At 71.0% G+C, this 18,096-nt stretch carries 14 protein-coding genes and 1 pseudogene; 6 read left to right on the forward strand and 9 right to left on the reverse strand.

Features of this window, described 5'->3' with window-relative positions:
• Window positions 1-189 precede the first annotated feature (189 nt).
• Window positions 190-1,455 (reverse strand): PLP-dependent aminotransferase family protein, encoded by a 1,266-nt coding sequence (locus ACIQV3_RS39935; RefSeq protein ID WP_403722112.1) that lies wholly within the window; start codon window positions 1,453-1,455, stop codon window positions 190-192.
• Window positions 1,456-1,583: 128 nt separating this feature from the next.
• On the opposite strand from ACIQV3_RS39935, the gene ACIQV3_RS39940 reads away from it, so the two are divergent.
• Window positions 1,584-2,429: a hypothetical protein gene (locus ACIQV3_RS39940; protein ID WP_403722115.1), complete on the forward strand. Its 846-nt coding sequence runs from the start codon at window positions 1,584-1,586 to the stop codon at window positions 2,427-2,429.
• A gap of 215 nt (window positions 2,430-2,644) precedes the next feature.
• On the opposite strand, the gene ACIQV3_RS39945 is transcribed toward ACIQV3_RS39940, so the two are convergent.
• From ACIQV3_RS39945 to ACIQV3_RS39955, 3 genes are all read right to left on the reverse strand, one after another.
• Window positions 2,645-2,854: a DUF397 domain-containing protein gene (locus ACIQV3_RS39945; protein WP_403722117.1), complete on the reverse strand. Its 210-nt coding sequence runs from the start codon at window positions 2,852-2,854 to the stop codon at window positions 2,645-2,647.
• A 188-nt stretch (window positions 2,855-3,042) separates the two neighbouring features.
• Window positions 3,043-3,924, reverse strand: coding sequence for a helix-turn-helix domain-containing protein (locus ACIQV3_RS39950; protein WP_403722120.1), 882 nt, complete (start codon window positions 3,922-3,924; stop codon window positions 3,043-3,045).
• 280 nt (window positions 3,925-4,204) lie between these two features.
• Complete coding sequence (locus ACIQV3_RS39955; RefSeq protein WP_403722122.1) at window positions 4,205-4,939, reverse strand: GPP34 family phosphoprotein; 735 nt, start codon at window positions 4,937-4,939, stop codon at window positions 4,205-4,207.
• Between the two features lie 1,984 nt (window positions 4,940-6,923).
• On the opposite strand from ACIQV3_RS39955, the gene ACIQV3_RS39960 reads away from it, so the two are divergent.
• The 4 genes from ACIQV3_RS39960 to ACIQV3_RS39975 all read left to right on the forward strand — a co-directional run bounded on the left by ACIQV3_RS39960 (window position 6,924) and on the right by ACIQV3_RS39975 (window position 12,045).
• Complete coding sequence (locus tag ACIQV3_RS39960) at window positions 6,924-8,684, forward strand: serine hydrolase (RefSeq protein WP_403722125.1); 1,761 nt, start codon at window positions 6,924-6,926, stop codon at window positions 8,682-8,684.
• Between the two features lie 165 nt (window positions 8,685-8,849).
• Entirely contained in the window at window positions 8,850-10,817 is a 1,968-nt protein-coding gene (locus tag ACIQV3_RS39965; protein WP_403722127.1) for an MFS transporter, read from the forward strand.
• Window positions 10,818-10,976: 159 nt separating this feature from the next.
• Complete coding sequence (locus ACIQV3_RS39970) at window positions 10,977-11,186, forward strand: hypothetical protein (protein ID WP_403722129.1); 210 nt, start codon at window positions 10,977-10,979, stop codon at window positions 11,184-11,186.
• A gap of 232 nt (window positions 11,187-11,418) precedes the next feature.
• Window positions 11,419-12,045, forward strand: a complete 627-nt coding sequence (locus ACIQV3_RS39975; RefSeq protein WP_403722132.1) for a sortase domain-bontaining protein — start codon at window positions 11,419-11,421, stop codon at window positions 12,043-12,045.
• A 6-nt stretch (window positions 12,046-12,051) separates the two neighbouring features.
• On the opposite strand, the gene ACIQV3_RS39980 is transcribed toward ACIQV3_RS39975, so the two are convergent.
• Both ACIQV3_RS39980 and ACIQV3_RS39985 read right to left on the reverse strand, forming a co-directional pair.
• Window positions 12,052-12,471, reverse strand: a complete 420-nt coding sequence (locus ACIQV3_RS39980; protein WP_403722136.1) for a hypothetical protein — start codon at window positions 12,469-12,471, stop codon at window positions 12,052-12,054.
• A gap of 270 nt (window positions 12,472-12,741) precedes the next feature.
• Window positions 12,742-13,302: a hypothetical protein gene (locus tag ACIQV3_RS39985; protein WP_403722138.1), complete on the reverse strand. Its 561-nt coding sequence runs from the start codon at window positions 13,300-13,302 to the stop codon at window positions 12,742-12,744.
• Between the two features lie 219 nt (window positions 13,303-13,521).
• On the opposite strand from ACIQV3_RS39985, the gene ACIQV3_RS39990 reads away from it, so the two are divergent.
• Entirely contained in the window at window positions 13,522-14,307 is a 786-nt protein-coding gene (locus tag ACIQV3_RS39990) for a hemolysin III family protein (protein ID WP_403722142.1), read from the forward strand.
• 91 nt (window positions 14,308-14,398) lie between these two features.
• On the opposite strand, the pseudogene ACIQV3_RS39995 reads toward ACIQV3_RS39990, so the two are convergent.
• The 3 genes and pseudogenes from ACIQV3_RS39995 to ACIQV3_RS40005 form a co-directional block, all read right to left on the reverse strand.
• Window positions 14,399-14,731: pseudogene (locus ACIQV3_RS39995) on the reverse strand (MerR family transcriptional regulator); the annotation flags it as partial.
• A gap of 1,352 nt (window positions 14,732-16,083) precedes the next feature.
• A complete protein-coding gene (locus tag ACIQV3_RS40000) occupies window positions 16,084-16,287 on the reverse strand; it encodes a cold-shock protein (RefSeq protein WP_109779107.1) in 204 nt (67 codons plus the stop codon).
• Between the two features lie 248 nt (window positions 16,288-16,535).
• On the reverse strand, window positions 16,536-16,874 hold the full coding sequence (locus ACIQV3_RS40005; protein WP_403722146.1) for a helix-turn-helix domain-containing protein: 339 nt from the start codon (window positions 16,872-16,874) through the stop codon (window positions 16,536-16,538).
• Between the last annotated feature and the right edge of the window lie 1,222 nt (window positions 16,875-18,096).

The raw sequence follows: 18,096 nt of genomic DNA on the forward strand, positions 1-18,096 counted from the left end.
GCGGCGACGGGTGCGGCGGGGGACTTCGCCCCGCGCAGCGGTCAGGGGCGCAGCGGGGGGCTTCGGGGCGCGCAGCGGCGACGGGTGCGGCGGGGGACTTCGCCCCGCGCAGCGGTCAGGGGCGCAGCGGGGGGCTTCGGGGCGCGCAGCGGCGACGGGTGCGGCGGGGGGCTTCGGGGCGCGCAGCGGTTAGGGGTGTGGGTGGGGGGTGGAGCCGACCTGGGGGGAGAGGGGCTGCGCGGCCAGGCGGGTCAGGCCCTGGTGAATTTCGGGGGCGGTGTGGGTCGTGAAGGACAGCCGCAGGGTTCGGGGGTCCGGGTCGCGGGCGAAGAAGGGGGCTCCGGGGACGAAGGCGACGCCGCGGGCGGTGGCCGCGTGGAACAGGGCCATCGCGTCGTGGCCCTCGGGCAGGCGGGCCCAGACGAACATGCCGCCCTCCGGGCGGTTCCACGTGGAGTCCGGCGGGAGTGCGGCGCCCAGGCCTGACAGGAGGGCGTCGCGCCGGATGCGGTACTCGTCGCGGACCCGCGCCACATGTGCGTCGAGGTCCGCCGTCCGCAGGTACTCCGCCGCCGCCAGCTGGTCGACCGTCGAGGTGTGCAGGTCCGCCGCCTGCTTCGCGAGCACCGCCCCGCGCAGCAGCGCGGCCGGGGCGCGCAGCCAGCCGAGCCGGAGTCCGGGGGCCATGACCTTCGAGAAGCTGCCGAGGAGCGCGGTGCGGTCCTCGGCCCCGGGGTAGGAGGCGAGCCGGGGCAGTGCGCGGCCCTCGTAGCGGAGTTCACCGTACGGGTCGTCCTCCAGGAGCCACAGGCCGAGCCGGGCCGCGACGGCCGCGATCTCGGCGCGGCGGTCGGCGGGGAGGGTCCGGCCGGTCGGGTTCTGGAAGGTGGGGATCGTGTAGAGCAGCTTGGGGCGTTCGCGGGCGACGAGTTCGGCCAGGGCGTCCGGGAGGATGCCCTGGTCGTCGCACGGGACGGGGATCACCCGGGCGCCGGCGAGCTCGAACCCCTGGAGCGCCGCCAGGTAGGTGGGGTTCTCGACGAGCACCGCGTCGCCCGGCTCGATGAGCGCGGTCGTGATCAGGCCGAGCCCCTGCTGCGATCCGGTGGTGATCAGCAGGTCGTCCGCGGTGGTCGCCAGTCCTTGCCGGTCGATCCGGGCCGCCACCGCCGCGCGCAGCTCGGGGGCGCCCTCGGTGGTCGAGTACTGGAGGGCGCGGCCGGCGGACCGGGCGAAGGCGGAGTCGTACGCCGCCCGCAGGCCCTCGGCGTCGAAGAGTTCGGGGGCGGGCAGGCCGCCGGCGAAGGAGATCATGCCGGGCTGGGCGGTGACGGCGAGGATCTCGCGCACGGCGGAGGGGGCGGTCGTACGGATCCGGGTGGCGAAGGGCGGCAGAGGGGTGGCCGCCGGCGGGGTGGACGGCGGCAGGGTGGAGGGCGGCGCTGAGGCGGGCACGGTGGCTCCTTCGGGAGGCGGGTGCGGGCATCGTAGCGGTCAGTAGGTGTAGATGACAGCTATGTATCGGATAGTGAACGGCCCCCAGGGGCTCCCCATCTGACGCTGCATCAGCTAGACCCTGTCCCATGACAGCAGACGAGCGGAACACCCGGGCCGACGACTACGCCGAGCTCGCCTCGGTCGGCCCCTACGGAGTCCACCCCGGCCACGCGCTGATCACCATGGTCGAACCGCACCCGGGCCACGAGTTCGCGTACAACCGCTGGTACGAGGACGACCACTACTACGCCGGTGCCATGGCCATGCCCTGGATGTACGCCGGCCGCCGCTGGGTGGCCACCCGCGAGCTCCAGGAGCTGCGCTACCCGGAGAAGTCGGCCGTGGCCCAGCCCGTGACCGCCGGGTGCTACATCTCCACGTACTGGGTCACCGAGGGCCGCTACGACGAGCACATGAAGTGGACCGTCGGCATCAACAAGCGCCTCAACCGCGACGGCCGGGTCTACCAGGACCGCACCCACGTCTTCACCGCGTTCCAGGACCACGAGGCCACCGTCTACCGGGACGGCGCCGCCGGCCCCCGCGACTTCCACGCCCTCGACCACCCGTACGGCGGGCTCGTGGTGCAGGTCATCGACGCCGAGGGCCCGGAGCGGCGGGCCGAGCTGCTGGAGTGGCTGCGCTCGCGGGCCCTGCCGAAGCGGCTGGCCGGCTCACCGGCCGCGATGGTCACGGTCTTCCGGCCGACGCCGCTGCCGGGCGACCGGATGACGTACGTGAAGCAGGTGGAGGGGGTCGACACCCGGCTGACCCTGCTGTGGTTCCTGGAGGCCGATCCGCGGGGCTGCTGGGACCGGTTCCAGGGGCTGGACGCGGAGGTCGCGGAGTCGGGGCTGGGGCGGGTGGAGCTGGTGGCCCCGTTCATCCCGACCGTGCCGGGGACGGACCGGTACGTCGATCAGCTGAGGTAGCCCCCTGGGGCCGCGGCCGGGCTCGGGGCCCGGACGTGGCCGAGCCCCCTCGGCAGGCGACGGCGGGCCGGTCGAGAGGGCTCCAGTCAGTGGTGCAGGTGGTGCAGGTGGTGCGGGTTGTGCATGTGGTGCTGGTGTTGCGGGTAATGCCGGTCGTGCGGTGGAGCTGGTGGCTCTGGTCGTGTGACGGCGGGGCGGGAGGGTCGCTTCGACGTTCAGGCGAGGCGTCCCGGGTGACCCTCGGTCACATCGGCGACGAAGGAGGTCCAGGAGCCGGGCGCGAAGGTGAGGGACGGACCGTCCTGCACCTTCGAGTCACGGACCGCGATGGCCTCCATGACGGGGGACTTGACCTCGACGCAGGCACCGTTGGCGGAGTACGAGGACTTGGTCCAGTTTTCCGTTGCACCTTGACGAATAGCCATGTTTTTCTCCGGTTCAGCGAGTGGTTCCGGTGTCATGTCGGCCATTGCTCCGGCTGACGTGATCGACGCTACCCGCAGCTCCCCTTGCGCGAAGGAGGCGTTCACCCGACCGAGTGGCATATTCCATTCAGGTCTTCTGCCGCCGGGGAGTGACGGTGTACCGTACCGGCCTTTTCGTGGAACCCCCTTTACCCCTTGCCTGCGAAGTCCTCGATGATCTTCGCGATGAACTGCCGCGTCTGGTCCACGCTGTGGGCCTGTGCGCGCAGATGTTCGTACATCACGCTGTATTTCTGGACGTCGTTCGCTTTCTCCAGGTACAAATCGCTCGTCACGCCCTCGATGTAGACGACCGTCGAGTCCGAAGCGTCCGGGAATTCCAGAATGGCGTACTGCCCGTTGACGCCCGGGTGGGCGCCCACCGAGAAGGGCATCACCTGGACCGTGACGTGCGGCTTCTCCGACTGCTCTATCAGGAACTCCAGCTGCCGGATCATGAGCTGGGAGTCGCCCACGTGCCGCCGCAGAGCGGCCTCGTCGATGACCGCCCACAGGCGCAGCGGTCCGATCTCGGGGTTGCTGTTCTCGGTCTCGTGGAGCCGCTTCTGGCGGTGCATCCGGACCTGGACGCGCTTCTCCACGTCGACGGGAGCCGTCTCCGGCCACGCGCCGCGGACGAGCGACTGGGCGTACTCCGGGGTCTGGAGCAGCCCCGGGATCACCAGGGGTTCGTACGTGCGCAGGCTGGCGGCATCCGTCTCGAGACCGATGTAGACGCTGTACGGGATGTCGCCGAAGGCGTGCCACCAGCCCTGCTGGCGGGAATCCTTGGCCATCTGCATGAGGGAGTCGACGAGCCGACGGTCCTCGACCTCGTAGACGTCACACAGATCGCGGACGTCGCGCTGGCTGATGGAACGGCGGCCGTTCTCCAGCCGGCTGATCTTCGACTGGGAGACGAGCAGGCGTTCCGCGACCTGCTCGGCCGTCATGCCTTTGTCCTCGCGCAGTTTGCGCAACTCCATGCCCAGTCGGCGGCGTCGGACGGTGGGATTGACATTGGACGCCACGTGAACGGCACCTCCGCCTTCTTCTGTTGCTGTCTCTGTCTCTTTGCTGTCTCTCTGCGTGTCTGCTGGTGAGCAGACTGCCACCGAAGGACGTGGCCCCGCTGGGGAACGGGCGGGAACGGGTGGGAAAAGCAAACGCGCGGGCCGACGTGGCCGGCGTACCGGCCCCGTCGCCCCGCGCGTCGGCGGTTGCGCTTACTGCTTGCCCTGCTTGTCCTGCTGGCCTGCCTGTCTCGCCCGTGTTGCTTGTGTTGCTTGTCCTACGTGCGCTGCCGGTGGATCAGTGCGCGGCCGCGCGGGCCATCGCACCGGTCCGGCGCGGCTGCAGCGCGGTGGCTGCCGCCGTTGCCCGGGCGGGCTGGGCCGGTGCCCGGTCGCGGCGTGGCTGTGCGGCCACGCCGTTCTGGACGTCCATGACGGCGTGAGCCACCAGTCCGCCCATCGGGTCGTGCCGGATCAGGTCCCGCAGTCGGGACCTGGACGACCGCCCCTCGTTGCCGGGGTACAGGTGCTTGCCGAGTCCGACCGCGTGGGCCAGTGCGGCAAGCGCCGCGGTCCGCGGGTCCGGCGGTACGCCGGTGCGGATCGCACTGTCCAGCCGGCCACGGATCTCCCGGCTGATCGTTGTGTCGGTCGCTTGGTAGCGAGTCGTCGGCAGCACCCCGCACATCTGGCCCGCGACGGCATGAACCATGCCGCAACGCTCCAGGTGAGCGAGGTAAATCTGACGGAGCCCCAGTCGGGGTCCGCCGATCCAGTGGACCGCCCGAACCGGGCTGCCGCGCCTGCGCAGCAGTTCCAGTGCGGAGTCCAGAGTCGGATCTCCTGTCGGCCGTGGCATCACCACGGCGATACGATCCCCATCAGGGGCTATCCGTCCTGCCAGAGCCAGCTCCACTAGCTGTGCCCCGGCCAGGCCGAGGTCGAGCGACTGCGGCTGCGCCGTGGTACCCGTGGCCGGGTCCAAGGCGAGCAGCAAAAGCTCCTCCGGAATCGTTCTGCGGCTCTTGCCCATCCATGCCTCCCCGCGTGGATGAGTGACAGGGTGACGCCTCTCACATTCATCTGTCGAGAGTGCCTGGCCGCTTTGTGGGGGAACCGTCAGCTATGTCGTTCTCGTCTAGCACGGGGGCGATGCCCCCTAGACGGGACACTGTTAGACATTCGGACAGCCGGACGTGAAGGCGATCGAGGAGGAACTGGTGGCGGGCGAGTCCCCCGACAAGTCGGTTGATGAAGGAACGTCGGGGACGGCGCGGTCGTCCGAGGGGCGTGACCCGAGGGTGTCGCTGTTCGGCCCGAGGGACTCCGAGGACGGGCCGGCGGACCGCGATCCGCTGCGCGAAGCGGTGGCCGCGTGGGTGGCCACGGCGGAGCCCTCGCCCTCCGGGGACGAGCAGGATGAGGCGCCGGCCGTGCCGACCGCGCCGGGCGCGCCGGGCGCGCGGACCGAGGTCTTCAGCGACCTGCCCGCAGACGCGGCTGACGCGGGTTCCGATTCCGTCGCGGGCTCGGGATCCGGCTCCGGCTCGGACTCCGGCTCGGACTCTGATTCTGATTCCGGTTCAGATTCCGCTTCTGGGTCCGCTTCGGGGGCCGAGGGTGGTGGGCCCGTCGGTGCGGCGGTCGAGAGCGAGCGCACGGCGGTGTTCCGCACCGTGGCGCCCCCGACTGCCGGTGTCGCCGATTCCACTGGCTCGTCGGATTCCGCTTCCGGGCGTGCGGGTGGCTCGGATGCCCGTCCCGCGGGCGCCTCCGCGGGCGCGGCGGGATCCGGTACTGACACCGGCCGACCTGCGGCTTCGACCTCCGCGCCCGGGACCGCTTCCGGGGCCGAGTCCTCGGGCGCGCCCGTGGGCGGCGAGCGTACGACCGCCTTCCGCGCCGTGACGCCGCCGGCCGATGCCGACCGCTCCGCGGGTTCCGCTTCGGCCGCCGCCGGGTCGGCCGGGGGTGACCGTACGGCGTCGTTCCGTACGGCGACGCCTCCGACTGGTACGGGTTCCGGTACGGGTTCCGCTTCCGGCCCTTCGGGTGGGCCTGAGGCCGCCGCTGCCGGGTCGGTCGAGAGCGAGCGCACCGCGGTGTTCCGTACGGTCACGCCGCCGGCCCGCCCCGGTCGCCCGGCGGATTCCGCCGCGGCCGCGGCACCGACCGACCCCGCCGACAGCGAGCGCACGGCCGTCTTCCGCATGCCGACCACCCCGGCCCCGGGCACCCCGGCCTCTCCGGGCACCCCGGCTTCTTCCGGTACCCGGGGTCCTTCGGGCGCCCCGGGCTCTTCGACGGCGTCCCGCAACGCGGCGGGCCCCGGCGCCCAGGCCCCTTCGGGCCCGCCGGCCCCGTCCGACACCCGGGCCCCCTCGGGCGCGCCGGGCTCTTCGACGGCGGCGGATCCTTCGGCTGCTTCGGGCCGTCAGGCGGGCCCCGGCGCCCCTGGTTCTCCGCCTGCGCCGGGCAACCAGGCTGCCGCTGGCAACCCGGCTTCCCAGAGCATCCGGCCCCCTTCTGGCGCCCCGGGCTCGCCGTCTGCCCCGGGCAACCAGGCGGGCCCTGGCGCCCCGGTTCCTGCCGGTACTCGGGCTCCTTCGGGCGCCCCGTGTTCCTCGGCGGCTCCGGGCAACGCCTCCGCCGGTGCTCCGGCTTCTTCCGGCGCCCAGGCGCCTTCGAGCGCTCCGGCTGCACCGGGTGCCCCGGCTCCTTCCGCTAAGCAGGGCCCCTCGGGTGCGCCGGGTTCTTCGGCGCCGTCGGGTGCTCCGGCCGCGCCGGGCAACCGGGCGGGGGCGGGCGCTGGCGCCCCGGCTTCTTCCGGTACCCGGGCTCCTTCGGGTGCCCCGGCTACTTCGGCGCCCCCGGGTGACCCGGCCGCTCCGGCCGCTCCGGGCGGCCGGACCGGTTCCGGCGGCCCGGCGGCTCAGGGTGGCCCGGCCTCGTCCCGGGCCCCGGGTGCCCCCGTCGGTCGTGGCTCCGGTGAGTCGGGGGACAGTGAGCGGACGGCCGTGTTCCGGGCGGTCAAGCCCCCGGCCCCGGCCGGTGACGAGCCGGTCGACAGCGAGCGGACGGCCGTGTTCCGGGCCATCAAGCCCGGCACCGCCGGGCAGGGCACCGCCGGGCAGGGCACCGCCGGGCAGGGCACCGCCGGGCCGGGCACGGCCACCCCCGGCGCGACCAGGCCTGGCACCGCCGGGCAGGGCCCCGCCGGGCAGGGCCCCAACCCCGCCGGGCGCGGCAGCGTCGGGCAGGGCTCGGCTCAGTCGGGGTCCCCGCGTGCCGGTGGTGCGGAGCGGGCGAGCACCTTCGTACCGCTGCGGAGCGACGACGGGCCCGCGCGGCCCACCGCGGGCGCGGGCGCGCCCACCGCCCCCGCTCCGGCTTCGGCCCCGGGGCGGACTCCGGTCCCCGCCGGGGTGCGGACGCCCGTGACGCGGGAGTCCCCCGAGCGGCGGGAGTCCCCCGAGCGGACCACGCAGCAGCCGCTGCCGCCCAAGCCGCCGCTCGACATGCTGGCGGACCTCACCAACAACCCGCCCCCGCCGCCGAGCGCGGCCCGTACCGCCGTACGGCGGTTCAAGATCTACGCGCCGATCCTGGTGCTCCTCGCGGTGGTCCTCGCCGTCGTCCAGCTCGTGCGTCCGCTGCCGGCGCCGACGCTGAAGATGACCGCGAACGCCTCGTACACCTTCAAGGGTGACGCGGCGCCCATGCCGTGGCCGAAGGAGGGCCAGGCCTACATGGCCGCGGCCGGCCTCGGCACCGTCGGGACCTTCGGCGAGCAGAAGCCCGTGGCGATCGGCAGCGTGGCCAAGGCCATGACCGCGTACGTCGTCCTCAAGGACTTCCCCATGAAGAAGGGGGAGAAGGGCCAGATGATCCCCGTCGACAAGACGGCGGTCGAGGACGGCAAGAAGGAGACCGAGGGCGAGTCCACGGTCAACAACCTGAAGGAGGGCGACAAGATCTCGCAGTACGACGCCCTCTCCGCGATCATGATCCCGTCCGCCAACAACGTCGCGCGGCTGCTCGCGCGCTGGGACGGCGGGCAGGAGGCGTTCGTCAAGAAGATGAACGACACCGCCAGGGAACTCGGCATGACCAACACCACGTACACGGACCCGTCGGGTCTGGACGCGACCACGGTCAGCACCGCCGAGGACCAGGTCAAGCTCGGCCTCAAGATCGTCGAGATGCCGGAGCTGATCGACATCACCATGAAGCCGTCCTGGACCGACCCCGCGGGCAAGAAGTGGCGGAACTACAACGACCTGGTGCCCTTCAACGGCTCGCTCGGCATCAAGACCGGCTCCACCACCAAGGCCGGCGGCAACCTGCTCTTCGCCGCCGAGAAGAAGGTCGGCAAGACCAACCAGCTGATCGTCGGAGCGGTCCTCGGCCAGCACGGCGTGCCGATCCTCGGCACCGCGATCGCGGCGAGCAAGGACATCATGCTCGCCACGCAGAAGATGCTGAAGGCCGCGCCCGTCGTCAAGAAGGGTGATGTCGTCGGCTACGTGGACGACGGACTCGGCACCCAGGTGCCGGTCGTGGCCACGGCCGACGTGCAGGCGGTCGGCTGGCCGACCCTCACGATCGCCATCAAGCTGGCTGACGGGTCCACCCAGCTCCCGCAGACCGCCAAGGCGGGCTCGGAGATCGGCATGCTGACCGTCGGCGAGGGCGCCAGCCAGGTGAAGGTGCCGGTGGCGCTGCAGGGCGACCTCACCGCTCCCGGCCTCGGCAAGAAGCTGACGCGCGTCGGCTGAGCCGCAGGCCGCAGGCCGCCGGCCGCTGGCCACAGGCGGCCAGTCGACGCCGCGCACGAGCGCGGAACGGGTCCGGCGACCGCCCCGGGGGCAACCCCGGGGCGGCGGACCGCGTCTACGAACCGAGGGACGCACCCGAGGGACCGGAGTGGGGAGTACGTCGGCGTGACCACCGCTGAGCGGCAGGACCAGGGCCAGGGCCAAGAGCAGGGGCACGGCCAGGGCCAGGAGCAGGGCCAGAGCCGGGGCCGCGGCGCCCACGGCAGGGGCGGAGCTCCGGCGCGAGCGGCCGAGGCTCCTGAAGCCCTCGAGGCCCCCGAAGACCCGGGTCCGCAAGCCGGCACCGGGCCGGTCCGCCGCGCCCTGGGCTGGGCCCGCCGGCACCCCGTGGCCGTGGCCACCGCGCTGGCCGGGCTGCTGCACCTGATCTGGTTCTTCGCCGTCGCCAACAGCGGCGGCGACCTCGCCGCGCAGGACGCCTGGGCGGAGTTCGTGGGCCGCCATCCCGACTCGGCGTACAACCTCGCCTGGTACGGCGGCATGCACCCGGTCTCGTACAGCGTGGTCTCGCCGTACGTGATGCACGTGCTCGGCGTCCGCACCACGATGATGATCGCCGGGACGCTCTCGGCCGGGCTGCTCGCGATGATCCTGACCCGCTGCCGCGGCGCCGTCCGCGAGCCGCTGTGGCCCGCCCTGGCCGGGGTGTACGGGCTGCTGTGCAACGCCGTGTCGGGCCGGGTCACCTTCGGTCTCGGCGCGATGTTCGCGCTCGGGGCCGTCGCCGCGGTCTTCTGCTGGCCCCGCAAATGGGCCGAGCGGCGCTGGGCGAAGGCCGCCGTGGCGGCACCGCTCGCGGCGATCGCCACCGCCTCCAGCCCGGTCGCCGGACTGTTCCTCGGGGTGATCGCGGCCGCGCTGTTCCTGAACGGCCGGCGCCCGGGCGCGTACGCGCTGGGCCTGGCCCCGGCGGCGGTGGTCGGGCTGTCCTCCTGGCTGTTCCCCTTCTCGGGGACGCAGCCGATGAAGCTGATCTCGGCGGCGCTGCCTTTCGCGTGCGCACTGGCCGCGCTGTGTCTCGTACCGAAGAGCTGGAAGACGGTCCGGACCGCCTCCGCGATCTACGCCCTCGGGGTGGCGCTGACCTGGGCGATCGACTCCCAGGTCGGTTCGAACGTGACCCGGCTGGCCATGCTGTTCGGCGCGGTGGTGCTACTCGCGGCCCTCCCGTACGAGGCCCCGCGCACGCGCCGCTGGTACGGCCTGCTCCTCGCGCTGACCGGGGTGACCGCCTGGATCACCGTCAACAGTGTCACCGACATCGTCCGCACCACCCCGCTGGCCTCCTGGAGCCGCGAGCTGGCCCCGCTGGTGGACCAGCTCCAGAAGGCGGGCGCCGACCGGGGCCGCGTCGAGGTGGTCCCGGCCAGCAGCCACCGCGAGTCCTCCGCCTTCCCCGCGTACGTGAACCTCGCGCGCGGCTGGAACCGGCAGGCCGATCTGGAGCGCAACCCGGTCTTCTACGACGACACCCTGACGGCCGCCAGCTACCGCGAGTGGCTGGACCGCTGGGCCGTCCACTACGTGGTGCTGCCCGCCGACAAACCCGATGAGGGCGGGCGGGACGAGGCGAAGCTGGTGCGGGAGGGGCTCCCGTACCTCCAGCAGATCTGGGGCGACGCGAACTGGCAGCTCTTCAAGGTCACGGACCCGACGAACCTGGTCGCCGGCCAGGCGGCGGTGGTGCGGGCCAGCGCCGACCAGCTGGTCATCGACGTGAAGCAGGCCGGCCGGGTGCTCGTGCGCATTCCGCACTCCCCGTGGCTGGGTCTGGTGGACGGCGCGGGCAAGCCGGTGGAACCGCCGCAGGAGACGGAGGCCTCGAAGGCCGCCGGGAAGGCGACGCCGAAGGGAACGGTCGCCGAGCCCAAGGTCTACGCGAACACGGCGGGATGCCTGTTCAAGGCACCCTCGGACGGTACCGGGGACGAGTGGACGGAGCTGCTGGCCCCGGCGCCGGGGGAGTATCGGATCGCGGCGAAGTACCAGCTCCCGCGGGGCACGCCGTGTCCGGAGGAGCTCCTCTTCGAGGTGCTCGGGCCGCCGGAGCGCCCGACTCCGCCGCGTCCCTGACGGCCTCCGGCCGCGTCCCTGACCGCGCCCCTGACGGCCCCTGACCGTCCTTGATCGACCATTCTTTACGTCCGGTCCGGGTGCGTTGGGCCCTTTATATGCATACGATCCCAGTAGTCCGATTGGGTGCCCCGAGTGTTTTTAGGGAGTGACGACGGGATGAGCAAAGAGCAGAAGCAGGACTTCCGGGCGGCTGTCGCGAAGGCCGAGGAAACGACCCACCTGCCCGGCGCCGTACAGCACGCGCACGGCTTCTCCGGGCTGGTCCGGAGCAAGGTCAAGGGCGGAGCGCACACGAAGGCGGAACTCAAGCGGGCCGGGACCCCGCAGGGCGACCGCATCGGCGAGCGCAGCAGGGGCCTCAGCTGAGCACGGGCCCGAGGACCGAGCCCGCTTCCCTTCGGTGATGTCGTGGTGTCGTGATGATGTGATGTCGTGATGATGTGGCCCTTCCGGCTCCGGCCGGGAGGGCTTTCGTCGTAACGGGTTCGCGGGGCGGCGTCCGGCCGGCCGTTACGTCCCCGACGGGCGATCCGGACATGACCCTCGTAACGTCGTGGTCGTCGCCACCGCAGGTGACGCCGACCCGAGGGAACCATCCATGCGCGCCACCTTCCGCACCGCCGCCGTCGCCGCGATCGCCACGCTCACCGCGTGCGGGACCCTCACCGCGTGCGGCACCGGGGGCGGCGCCGGGCTGCCGGCGGACCCCAAGGTGGGCAGCACGGCGGCTCCCGCCCCCCGGGGCGGACACCCGGCCGCCGCCGCCCTCCCGGGGTCGAAGCCGACCGGCATGAAGATCGAGGCGGCCGGGGTGGACGCGAAGAAGATGGTCGACCTCGCGGTTGACCCGGCGACGGGAGAGCTCGGCGTGCCGGACGCGGACACCGACGCGGACAACCCGGGCTGGTGGACCCAGGGCGTGACACCGGGCGAGAAGGGGGCGTCCGTCCTCGTCGCGCACTTCGACACGAAATACGGGCCCGCGGTGATGAAGAACGTCAAGAGGATCAAGCCCGGCGACCTGATCGAGGTGCCGCGCGAGGACGGGAGGACGGCCAGGTTCAAGATCCGCGAGATCGAGGACGTAGCCAAGAAGGACTTCCCGACCGACAGGGTCTACGGGGAGACCAACCGCCCCGAGCTGCGCCTGCTGACCTGCGGCGGCGAGATCAGGAACGGCCACCGCACCAACAACGTGATCCTGTACGCCGACCTCGTGGCCTGATCCCGCCTACGGTGCCGGCTTCTCCGCCGACGACCTCGGCTTCCTGCTCCCCGCCGGGCTCTGGCCCAGCGCGAGGTACCAGCGGCCGCCGACCCGCGAGAGAACGATCCGCTCCTCGCCGGCCGATCCGTCCGCTGCCTCGGTGGCCAGCCGCACCTGGGCGAAGTCGGGCTCGAACTCGTGCAGGACCTCAGCGTCCCGGAGCCGCAGCCCCCGCCCGCCGAGCCGGCCCACCCTGTCGGCGATCTCGGCCTCGGCATCGTTGCCCGGGTGCGCCAAGGCCCGTAGAGCCTGCGCGTCCTTCGCGTTGAGCGCCGCGACGTAGGCGTTGACGGCCGCCCGCTCTGACTCCCCGCCCGCACCCGAATCCGCGCCGCACCCGGCCACCAGAAGCACCAGCACGGCCCCGGTGACGATCAACGGCACACGGCCGGCCCTGACCCGCACAGGTCCCCCTTGTCACTCGTGCCCTCGGCGTCGTTGATGTCAGGCGTGGATCTCTCCGTGCCGGGCGGTTCCGGACCGTGCCGCCTGATGCTGAACCTCCTGATCAGCGCTGTGCGGCGGCATGGTGCCGCGTCCCGCGCATGACGGCTGGTGCCGCCCCGTCCGCTCAGGCATGGCGCACGCATGGCGCACGCATGGCGCACGCATCGCGCACGCATTCGGCGGTGCACGCACGGGCGACGTTGCAGATCAGACGCTCGTCCATGCGTCGAAGAAGGCCTCCCGCCTGGACGGATCGGCTGATTTGTGGTCCGCGTGCAGGACGCGCCAGGCGGTGAGTTCGAGGTCCCGGAGCCACAGTTCACCGATGACCTGCGTTTTGAGGTCGGGGAGGTGGTCGGACTCGGCGAGTGCCTGGCCGATGACCTCTCCGGCTGCGATGCGCTGGGGCGGGGTCATCTCGTCGAAGGCCGAGAGGATCTGCCCGGCCAGGCCGGTGCCTTCTCCTGCCAGCGAACTCAGCACGCACGCTTTGATGTTGGCGGGCAGCAGGTAGAGGGAGCCCGAGGACCTCCACAGTTCCGACCAGAAGTGCTCTCCGGTCGCGGTGGGGGCGGGGAGCGCGGCCAGCAGACCGAGGAGGTGTGCGGTGGCCACGTATCCGTCGGAGTGGGCCGATGCGACGACGGCGATGTCCGCGACGCGCTCCACGTCGATGTGGCCGGCTTCGAGGCGGGGGTCCAGCCCCAGCCGCTGTTCCAGCTGATGGGAGAGGGGGGCGGACGCGTGGGAGCGGAACTCGGGAAGCATCGGCGGTCCTTGGACGTAGGAGAGCGGAGAGGCCCGTTCGGAAGCCCAGATCGTTCCCCTGGCCCGCCGAATTACACGAGTTCCACAGCCCCAGTTGGAAGAAGACCGCCAGGACCGCAGCCAAGAGGCGGTCGAACCGGCCGCGCCCGGCGATGCCGCGCCGAAGACTGGAGCACACCTCGGGCCATGCCGCTCCGGACAGGCTCCTAGCATGGACTCATGGTTGCCAGTGATGCCCAGCAGCACGTGTCAGGACGGGAAGTAGTGCCCCGGGACGACGCCGGAGCCGGCCAGGTGGTCTCCGCACCGACGGATGGAGGAAACGAGGGCTCCGAGCCTCACGCCGATCTGCTCGAGCGCGCGGCCGATCTGATGGAGCCGATCAAGCCGAAGCTACGGGGCTGGCTCCACGCCGGCATGGTCCCCGCATCCCTGGCCGCGGGCATCGTCCTCATCTGTCTGGCCGGCACACCGCAGGCCACCGCGGCTTGCACCGTGTACGCCGTCACCGCCTGGCTGCTGTTCGGGACGAGCGCCGTCTACCACCTCGGCACGTGGGGACCGCTCGGCGAGGCCGTCCTGCGCCGCCTCGACCATGCCAACATCTTCCTGATCATCGCCGGCACCTGCACCCCGCTGGCCGTGCTCCTTCTCGCCCCTGACCAGCGGTCCGTCCTCCTGTGGATCGTGTGGACGGGTGCTCTGGCCGGCATCGCCTTCCGCGTCCTGTGGATCGGAGCGCCCCGCTGGCTGTACACGCCCTGCTACCTGGCCTTGGGCTGGGCACCGGTGCGCTACCTGTCCGACTTCCTGCACAGCGGCGGCGCGGCCGTACTCACCCTCATCGTGACGGGCGGACTGCTCTACAGCGCGGGCGCCGTCGTGTACGCCCTCCAGCGCCCCGACCCCTCACCCCGCTGGTTCGGCTACCACGAGGTGTTCCACGCCCTGACCGTGGCAGCCTTCACCGCGCACTACATCGCCGTCTTCCGCGCTGCCCACTGAGCGCACGACGTGTCCGATGACACCGTCAGGAGCTTGACGGTGAATCCACCAGTGACTGCCCGGGCGTGTAGTCGCTGTAGGACGACGAGGCCGAGGCCGATGGAGCTGAAGATTCGCCGGCTCGGCGGTACTCGGCGTTGATGCGCCGGGCTTCTTCGAGCTGGTCTTCCAGGATGATGATCCGGCAGGCGGAGTCGATCGGGGTTCCGTGGTCGACGAGTTCGCGTGCGCGGGCGGCGATGCGCAGCTGGTAGCGGGAGTAGCGCCGGTGTCCGCCGTCCGAGCGGAGCGGGGTGATGAGGCGAGCCTCGCCCAGGGCGCGGAGGAAACCTTGGGTGGTGCCGAGCGTCGCGGCGGCCCGGCCCATCGTGTAGGCGGGGTAGTCGTCGTCGTCGAGACGGCCGAACGAGTCGTCTGCTGTCATCGAACCTCTCTCGTGGAACGCGTGGAGGGGCCCTGGTGCCTATGGCACCAGGGCCCCGAAGGAACTGCTACACCATCTGCCGGCCCTGATACTGCGCCGGCCTTCTGTTTCCGCAGACCCGACTCATGCGTGATCGGGGCGCGGGGATCGCGGTTGCTTGACCGGAGACCACCTCACTAACGATGTCCTGCGGTACCCGAGCTTCAACCTGCCGGCCCGGGCGATCCTGATGGCGCCAAGCTCCTCCGTTCTTCCCTCGGTGATCAACTACTTACCAAGCGGGGGACTACGTACTGCTGGTGATGCTTACTGCTGATACCGGGTACTGCTGATGCTGCGTACTGCTAACCGCTTGTCACCGCTTGTACTGCTCGTGGCCTGGCCTAGCGCCACGTTTCGGCAGCCAGCCCCGTCGCCCGTCCTGCGTCTGCTCTGGCTTAGAACCCCACTGCCGAACTTCCTGGTGGCCGCGCCCGCACTCGACGCCGTCACCAAGGTGCTGCTCACTGATTTCACTGCTGGGTACTGCACTTACGGGAACTGCACTTGCAGGTACTGCCACTGCGTTAACTGCGGTACTGCTCGTGGTGGCCCCTGATGACTGCGGGCCACCCGGTCCGGTCGTCAGTCCCGTCGCCGTCCTGCACCAGCCCTGGCTTCGGAACTCCACCACCGCACCGTCCTGCGTACTGCACCTACGGGTACTGCTGGTGATGCGTACTGCTGCACTGTCAACTGCTTGTACTGCTCGTGGCCTGGCCTAGCGCCACGTTTCGGCAGCCAGCCCCGTCGCCCGTCCTGCGTCTGCTCTGGCTTAGAACCCCACTGCCGAACTTCCCGGTGCGCGCGCCCGCAGCCGACGCCTTCACCGAGGTGCTGCTCATTCACTTCACTGCTGGGTACTGCTCGTGGTGGCCCCTGATGACTGCGGGCCACCCGGTCCGGTCGTCAGTCCCGTCGCCGTCCTGCACCAGCTCTGGCTTCGGAACTCCACCACCGCACCGTCCTGCGTACTGCACCTACGGGTACTGCGTGTACTACTGCCGGCAGTTCATCTCTGCCAGGCCCTGCTGTCTTGCTGGGCTACGAGAGAAACCATAGCCACGTCACCGCCCAATGTCTACTCCAGCCGGGATAGATTTGCTCTTGGCTGGTCAGGAGGTAATCGGGCTCGCACTACGGCCCGCCGGCCACGGGCCCGACCAGCCGGTCCAGTCCTACGTACGAGGCACGGACCATCGGTCCCGCTCCGGACGTGGATCAGGGCCGCGCAGCAATCGCTGCGCGGCCCTGATCCAGTACTCCTCGGTTCCCGCGGAGATTGCAGACGTCCGCGGGCGGGGTGGGGAGGGTTAGGCCGGGTTGATGTTCTCGGCCTGGGGGCCCTTCTGGCCCTGGGTGATGTCGAACGTCACGACCTGGCCCTCCTGGAGCTCGCGGAAGCCCGAGGAGTTGATCGCGGAGTAGTGGGCGAAGACGTCCGGGCCTCCACCGTCCTGGGCGATGAAGCCGAAGCCCTTTTCAGCGTTGAACCACTTCACAGTTCCCGTAGCCATGTCTCATGCCTTCCAGTCGATGAACGCCTCCCGCTCCATGCGGAAGGCGGAGGTGATCGTCCTGGTTCCTGCGGCACTGCACAGCAAAACGCCCACACCAAGGCGTGGGCAAAGGGGACTTCCGAACCACGACAGCTGACACAGACGCTACACGCCCCCAACGGCTCATCACCATAGGCAGCAAGGTGCGTCACCACTCCGACATGCGCGGGCGGGAGTGCCCACCGTGACCGGCGGGCACGTCCACCTCAGGCTGCCGTGCGTGGGCGCCCTTCGGGCGCGGGGGAGCGGTGCTCGGCGTTGACGCGCTGGGCTTCCTCAAGGCGGATCTCGAGCATCACGATCCGACAGGCGGCCTCGATGGGAGTGCCCCGGTCGACGAGTTCGCGGGCGCGGGCGGCGATGCGCAGCTGGGAGCGGGAGTAGCGGCGGTGACCGCCATCGGAGCGCAGCGGGGTGATCAGGTGGGCCTCTCCAATGGCGCGGAGGAAGGCCTGGGTGGTACCGAGCATCTCTGCGGCCCGGCCCATCGTGTAGGCGGGGTAGCCGTCGTCGTCGAGACGGCTGAACGAGTCGTCTGCTGTCATCGCACCTCACTGCGAAACAGATGGAGGAAGGAGGGAACGCGGGAGGGGCCCTGGCGCGTACGACACCAGGGCCCCGAAGGAACTGCTACACCATCTGCCGGCCCTGTTGCTGCGCCGGCCTTCTGTTTCCGCCGACCCGGCCGAAACGCTGCCGGGAGTACGGGGATCGCGGTTGCTTGACCGGAGACCACCTCACTATCGATGTCCTGCGGTACCCGGACTCACACTCACGTCCGGGCGATCCTGATGGCGCTTCAACTCCTCCGTTCATCCCTCGATGTCAACTACCTGCAAAGCGGGGACTGCGTACTGCTGGTACTTCTCCTACTGCTGGTACTGCGAACCGCGTCTACTGCTCGTGGCCTGCCCTAGCGCCACGTTTCGGCAGCCAGCCCCGTCGCCCGTCCTGCGTCTGCTCTGGCTTAGAACCCCACTGCCGAACTTCCCGGTGCGCGCGCCCGCAGCCGACGCCTTCACCGAGGTGCTGCTCGTTCACTTCACTGCTGGGTACTGCTCGTGGTGGCCCCTGATGACTGCGGGCCACCCGGTCCGGTCGTCAGTCCCGTCGCCGTCCTGCACCAGCCCTGGCTTCGGAACTCCACCACCGCACCGTCCTGCGCACTGCACCTACGGGTACTGCATGTACTACTGCCGGCAGTTCGTCTCTGCCAGGCCCTGCTGTCTCGCTGGGTTACGAGAGAAACCATAGCCACGCCACCGCCTAATGTCTACTCCAGCCGAGATAGATTTTTGAGTGCGTGTCGCTGAGGTAATCGGGACCCGGCAGATTGGTCCGGCGGATAGGCGCGAGCCTGCGGTCGGGTGGCTGATCCAGGGCCTCGCCGGGCAGGGGGCGGAGGGTCTGGTCCAGGCCGATGATGCGCAGGACGCGCGCCGTGTGGGCGGGGACGGCGCCGAGTGCGAAGTCCGGCTCGGGCGGCCCGTACGCGGTTGCGGGCGGCGATCAGGGCGCTGTTGCCAGGCCGCCCGGAGCATGGTCCACCCGAATGCGCTTCCCTGTGGGTATGCGGAAAGGCCCGAGCGGCGCGTGCCGGTCGGGCCTTCCGCATGTTGCCTCACAGAGTGAGGAGGTGAAGGGTCTTGCCAGGGTGGGTGGTTCAGCGGGTGAGGGCGAGGACGCCCAGGGCGCTGCCTTGTTCATCGACGACGGGCAGGGCGGTGACGTTGCGGTAGCGCATCGCGTGCTCGGCCTCGGCCATCG

It is taken from the genome of Streptomyces sp. NPDC099050 (assembly GCF_044759865.1).
Taxonomy (GTDB): Bacteria; Actinomycetota; Actinomycetes; order Streptomycetales; family Streptomycetaceae; genus Streptomyces.